Here is a 5,426-nt window from a genome sequence, read left to right as displayed (position 1 = left end):
CCCGTTCTCCCGCCCGGCCGCGGCCCCGACCGCAACAGGCCCGCCGTGCGCCGCGGCCCCCCGTACGGCGCAGAAGGCCGCGCTGGGCCATGCGGGCGGTGACCACGGTGTCGGTGGTGGTGCTCGCCGCCGCCGGGATCGGGCACTCCGTGGTCGCGAGCCTGGACGCGGGCATCGCCCGGGTCGACCCGTTCAAGGACATGAAGAACCGTCCGCGCGCGGGCCACGGCATGAACGTGCTGCTGGTGGGCACCGACGGCCGGGACCGGATCACCGAGGCCGAACGGCGCAAGTACCGGCTCGGCGGCGCCCCCTGCCACTGCACCGACACGATCATGATCGTGCACATCTCGGAGAACCTGGAGCGGGCGAGCGTGGTGAGCCTGCCGCGCGACAGCTACGCCGACACGCCTCCGCACGTCGACCTGACCACCGGCCGGCCGCACGCCGGCCACCCCATCAAGCTCAACGCGGCCTACGCGGAAGGCGGGCCGCAGCTGACCGTGCGCACGGTCGAGAGCATGACCCACGTCAAGATCGACCACTATCTGGAGGTCGACTTCACCAGCTTCATGAAGACGGTGGACGTGCTCGGCGGGGTGCGGATCTGCACCGCCGTACCGATGAAGGACTCCTACACCGGGCTGGACCTGCCGGCCGGCACCCACACGCTGATGGGCGGGCAGGCCCTCCAGTACGTCCGCTCCCGGCACGTGGACGGCGCCTCCGACCTCGGCCGGATGCAGCGCCAGCAGCGCTTCCTGGCGGCACTGGTGGACCGGGCCACGTCCTCCGGGGTGCTGCTGAACCCGATCCGGTTCCGGGACGTCACGCGGGCGGTGCTCGGCTCGGTGCGCGCCGACAAGGGCTTCGGCACGGACGAACTGCTGGACCTGGGCCGGGCGATGCGCAACTTCTCGCCGTCCTCCTCGGAGTTCACCACCGTGCCCATCGGCCGGATGGGATACGTGGTCAAGGGTATCGGCTCCACGCTGAAGTGGGACCCCGTCAGGTCCGAGCGCCTCTTCCAGGCACTGCGCGACGACAGGCCGCTGGCCACGCACCGGCCGCCGCCCCGCAACGCCGCGGCCCGGGTGGCCGTGGCCCCGCAGCAGATCCGGGTGCAGGTGGAGAACGGCACCGCCACCGCCGGACTCGGCAGGCGTGTGGACGCCGCGCTGACCGCCACCGGCTTCGCCACCACCCGGCGTCCCGCCAACGCGGCCGAGCGCACGGCCACGCGCACGGTCGTCGTCTACGACCCGCGCTGGGACCGCTCGGCGAAGTCCCTGGCCGTCGCCCTGCCGGGCAGTGAGCTGCGGGCGGTGCGCGGCCAGGGGCCGGTGCTGAAGGTGATCGCCGGCACGGACTTCCGCCAGGTGCGCAGGGTGCGGGCGGACGATCCCCGGCAGGGGGAGTTCGGGGCGGTCCGCGGGGACGAGGTGGGCTGCGCGTAGGAACGGCCGCCGTGGGCGCGCCGGACGCGCCGGGCCCCTGCGACCTCGACGCGCTGCCTCGACCCGCCGGGACCCCAACGCGCCGGGACCTCGACGCGCTCGGTCTCCGACAGGATCAGTCCCCGACAGGATCAGTCCCCGACGGGATCAGTCCTCGATGCCCTCCGCCGCCCGACGGGCCCGCAGCTCCATGATCGCCCGGCGGCGGGCGAGGCGGTGGGTGCGGCGGATCTGGGCCTCCTGGTAGCGACGGTTGTCGCGTTCCGTCTCCGGGAGGACCGGCGGTACCCGGCGCGGCTTGCCGTCGGCGTCCACCGCGGCGAAGACCAGGTAGGCGGAGCCGACCTGGGTGGCCGGGGTGGACTCGTTCCAGCGCTCGGCCAGGACCCGGACGCCGACCTCCATCGAGGTCCGGCCGGTCCAGTTGACCTGGGCCTTCACATGCACCAGGTCGCCGACCCTGACCGGCTCCAGGAACGCCATCTCGTCCATGGACGCGGTGACGGCCGGGCCGCCGCTGTGCCGGCCGGCCACCGCACCCGCGGCGTCGTCGACCAGCTTCATGATCACTCCGCCGTGCACCGAGCCCAGGAGGTTGGTGTGGTTGTGGGTCATGATGTGGCTGAGGGTGGTGCGGGACGCGGAGGTCGGCTTGCCCGGGATATCCGAGGTGTCCGATTCCACTGCTGAGACCTGGTCTGTCATGACCCCCACCCTATGCCGAGGCGACATCCAGGGAATTTGTGTCAGCTTGGCAACAGCCGAGCCCTGATTTTCCGACGACTCTTGTGGGGCACACCCCAGGTCCCGGCACACTGGGGCCCATGAGCGATTGGCCCGAGGGATGGTCCGACGAGAACGGCGGCAGCCGGCACGGACGAGGCAGCGCGAGCGCGCAGCCCGACAGCGCCCGTGTGATGCGGCAGGTCCGCCGCGGTCCGGCGACTCCGCCCAATCAGGGCGGCGGCTACGGCCCCGGCCCGTCCGCGCCGCCGTACGGGGGCGGCGTCCCGCACCAGCCGTCGTACACCGACGGCCAGGGCTACGACGACGGCTACGACAGCGGCTACAACACGGGCCATGTCTACGGCGCGCCCGGTGGCGGCCCCGGCGGCCCCGAGGGCCCCGACGGGTACGGGCGGCCCCGGCCGAACTGGCGCCGCCGGATCAAGTGGACGGCGATCACCGTGGTGAGCGTGCTGGTGGTCACGACCATCGGCACGTACTTCTGGGCCGACGGCAAGCTGCGCCGCGAGGTCGACCTGTCGAAGGTCATCGACCGGCCCGAGTCGGGCGACGGCACGAACTACCTGATCGTCGGCTCCGACAGCCGTGAGGGCCTGTCCAGCGCCGACAAGAAGGCGCTGCACACCGGCTCCGCCGAGGGCAAGCGCACCGACTCGATGATGATCCTGCACGTGGGCAGCAGCGGCGACACGCTGATATCCCTGCCCCGTGACTCGGACGTGGTCATACCGACGTACCAGGGCTCCGAGTCGGGCAAGACCTACCAGGGCCGCGGTCAGCACATGAAGCTCAACGCCGCGTACGCCACGGACGGCCCGACGCTCCTGGTCCGCGCGATCGAGTTCAACACCGGTCTGCACATCGACCACTACGTCGAGATCGGCTTCGCCGGCTTCGCCGGCATCGTGGACGCGGTCGGCGGGGTGGACATCACCATCGACAAGGCGTTCAAGGACAAGTACTCCGGCGCCGACTTCCAGGCGGGCGAGCAGACGCTGAACGGCGAGGAGGCGCTGGCCTTCGTCCGCACCCGGCACGCCTTCGCCGCGTCCGACCTCCAGCGCACGAAGAACCAGCAGAAGTTCCTCGCGGCGCTGGCCCACCAGGTGGCCACCCCGGGGACGATCCTCAACCCGTTCAAGTTCTACCCGACCATGGGCGCGGGCCTGGACTCCCTGATCGTCGACAAGGACATGAGCCTGTGGGACCTGGGTTCCATGTTCTTCGCGATGAAGGGGGTCAACGGCGGTGACGGCACGTCGATGAACATGCCGATCTCGGGCTCCACCGGCGGCAACCTCGTCTGGGACAAGGCGAAGGTGAAGACGCTGGTGAACGAGTTGAACAACGACGAGAAGGTCACGGTGTCCGGTGACTGAGCCGACCCCTCCGCCCGGGCCGAGACCGCCCTTCGACGCCGTCCTGTGCGACGTCGACAACGTCATACGGCACTTCGACCCGGCCGGTCTGGAGGCGCTGGAGCGTGCCGCCGGGCTGGCCGAGGGCACCACGATGAAGGTGGCCTTCGCCCCCGAGGTCGACCTGCCGGTCCTGCTGGGCCTGGCCACCGAGCAGGAGTGGGTGGAGTCCATCGCGGAGGGCCTGACCGGCCTGGTGCCCGAGGCGACGGCCTGGGAACTGGGCACAGCCCTGCTGGAGTCGCCCTTCCACGCCGACGAGACGGTGGTGTCGCTGCTGCGCCGGGCCCGCACCCGGGTGCCGCTGGTCCTGGTCACCAACGCCACCCTGGGCCTGGAGGCCGACCTCGACTCGCTCGGGCTGACCGACCTCGCCGACCACGTCGTCAGCAGCGCCCGGGTGGGGCTGGCCAAGCCGGACCCGCGGATCCTGGAGCTGGCCGCGGTCCGGGCGGGCGCGCGGCCCGAGCGGTGCCTGTTCGTGGACGACACCGAGGAGAACGTGACGGCGGCCACCGCGCTGGGGATGCACGGCGTGCACTTCCGCCGGGCGCCGGACCTGGAACGCGCCCTGGAACCGCTCTTCGCCTGACCGGGCCCCGGCACCCCGCCGCCGGGCGATGCCTGCCGCATCCGCCCGGCCGCCGGTGCCGTCGTACGCCCTACGGCTTCCTGCCCACCCCGGCGAAGTGGGTGACCTCCACCGGCGCCCCGTCCTTGGCGTCGGCGGGGTCGGGCCGCCAGCGGGAGCAGGAGACGATGCCGGGTTCGAGGAGTTCGACGCGGTCGAAGAGCCGCGTCAGGTCGTCCCGGCTGCGCAGGGTCATGGGGGCCGAGCCCTGGCTGTTCCAGTACTCCACCGCCTGGGTCATGGCCTCGCCGTCGACCTCGGTGGTGGGGTGGGAGATCACCAGGTGGCTGCCGGAGGGAACGGCGTCCAGGAGCCGGTGGACGATGGACACGGCCTCGTCGGTGTCCATCACGAAGTTGATGATGCCCAGCATGGTGATGGCGACGGGGCGGTCGAGGTCCAGGGTCCGCGCCGCACCCCTGAGGATCGTCTCGGGGTCGCGCACGTCCGCCTCGATGTAGTCCGTGACACCCTCGGGCGTGCTGGTGAGCAGCGCGTGGGCGTGGGTGAGGACCAGGGGGTCGTTGTCGGCGTACACGATCCGGGCGGACGGGGCCACCCGCTGCGCGACCTCGTGCGTGTTGTCCGCCGTCGGCAGGCCGGTGCCTATGTCGAGGAACTGGCGTATCCCCACCTCTCCGGCCAGGTGGCGCACCGCCCGCGCCAGGAAGCCCCGGTCCGCCACCGCGGAGCGGGGCAGCGCCGGCACGAATCCGAGGATCTGGTCGCCGACCTCCTCGTCCACCGGGTAGTGGTCCTTGCCGCCCAGCCAGTAGTTCCAGATGCGGGCCGAGTGCGAGACGTCGGTACGCAGTCGGGTGGTGCGCGCGACGCCTTCGTCCTCGGCGGCGGGGAGATCGGACTGTGACATGGCTTCAGGACTCCTTGCGTCGTCGGCGGCTCGCGGCCGTCCTGCAAGCTACCACCGGACGGGCTCCAACATCCTTGACGTACAAGGATGTTGAGCGGACGGACGGTGTACATACGCCGGTGGCCCCCGGTCCGGGAAGGACGGGGGGGCCACCGGGCAAGGAAGTGCGGCCGCGTTACGGGAGGTTGCGGGCCATGACGATGCGCTGGACCTGGTTGGTGCCCTCGTAGATCTGGGTGATCTTGGCGTCGCGCATCATGCGCTCGACCGGGTAGTCACGCGTGTAGCCGTAGCCGCCCAGC

6 protein-coding genes are annotated in these 5,426 nt (G+C 71.6%); 3 read left to right on the top strand and 3 right to left on the bottom strand.

The features are described from left to right. Positions 1 to 1,457, top strand: a 1,457-nt coding sequence (locus tag FNH09_RS44285; protein WP_238427462.1) for an LCP family protein, incomplete at its 5' end; no start/stop codon positions are given. A 147-nt stretch (positions 1,458 to 1,604) separates the two neighbouring features. Here the strand turns inward: FNH09_RS44285 and FNH09_RS44280 are convergent. Then, complete coding sequence (locus FNH09_RS44280; RefSeq protein WP_202919883.1) at positions 1,605 to 2,162, bottom strand: acyl-CoA thioesterase; 558 nt, start codon at positions 2,160 to 2,162, stop codon at positions 1,605 to 1,607. Between the two features lie 119 nt (positions 2,163 to 2,281). Between FNH09_RS44280 and FNH09_RS44275 the strand changes: the two genes are divergently transcribed. Together FNH09_RS44275 and FNH09_RS44270 are read left to right on the top strand one after the other, a co-directional pair. Continuing rightward, complete coding sequence (locus FNH09_RS44275; protein WP_152895526.1) at positions 2,282 to 3,583, top strand: LCP family protein; 1,302 nt, start codon at positions 2,282 to 2,284, stop codon at positions 3,581 to 3,583. Beyond that, the gene (locus FNH09_RS44270; RefSeq protein WP_162470032.1) at positions 3,576 to 4,214 is read left to right on the top strand and encodes an HAD-IA family hydrolase; all 639 of its coding nucleotides are present in this window, start codon (positions 3,576 to 3,578) and stop codon (positions 4,212 to 4,214) included. Before FNH09_RS44275 ends, FNH09_RS44270 begins: the two co-directional genes overlap by 8 nt. A gap of 70 nt (positions 4,215 to 4,284) precedes the next feature. Here FNH09_RS44270 and FNH09_RS44265 read toward each other — a convergent pair whose 3' ends face one another. Both FNH09_RS44265 and FNH09_RS44260 read right to left on the bottom strand, forming a co-directional pair. Continuing rightward, positions 4,285 to 5,124: an SAM-dependent methyltransferase gene (locus FNH09_RS44265; RefSeq protein ID WP_152895525.1), complete on the bottom strand. Its 840-nt coding sequence runs from the start codon at positions 5,122 to 5,124 to the stop codon at positions 4,285 to 4,287. Positions 5,125 to 5,299: 175 nt separating this feature from the next. Next, positions 5,300 to 5,426 (bottom strand): acyl-CoA dehydrogenase family protein (locus FNH09_RS44260; RefSeq protein WP_262986058.1); only part of this gene is annotated, 127 nt, incomplete at its 5' end.

The sequence above is a fragment of the Streptomyces adustus genome, from assembly GCF_009377175.1.
Classification (GTDB): Bacteria; Actinomycetota; Actinomycetes; order Streptomycetales; family Streptomycetaceae; genus Streptomyces; species Streptomyces adustus.
Note: the sequence above shows the minus strand (reverse complement) of the source record. Positions and strands in the feature narration are given on the sequence as shown.

Excerpts from the sequence above, each read along its gene's own strand:
- FNH09_RS44280 (WP_202919883.1), bottom strand. The coding sequence starts at position 2,162 with ATGACAGACCAGGTCTCAGCAGTGGAATCGGACACCTCGGATATCCCG.
- FNH09_RS44275 (WP_152895526.1), top strand. The coding sequence starts at position 2,282 with ATGAGCGATTGGCCCGAGGGATGGTCCGACGAGAACGGCGGCAGCCGG.
- FNH09_RS44265 (WP_152895525.1), bottom strand. The coding sequence starts at position 5,124 with ATGTCACAGTCCGATCTCCCCGCCGCCGAGGACGAAGGCGTCGCGCGC.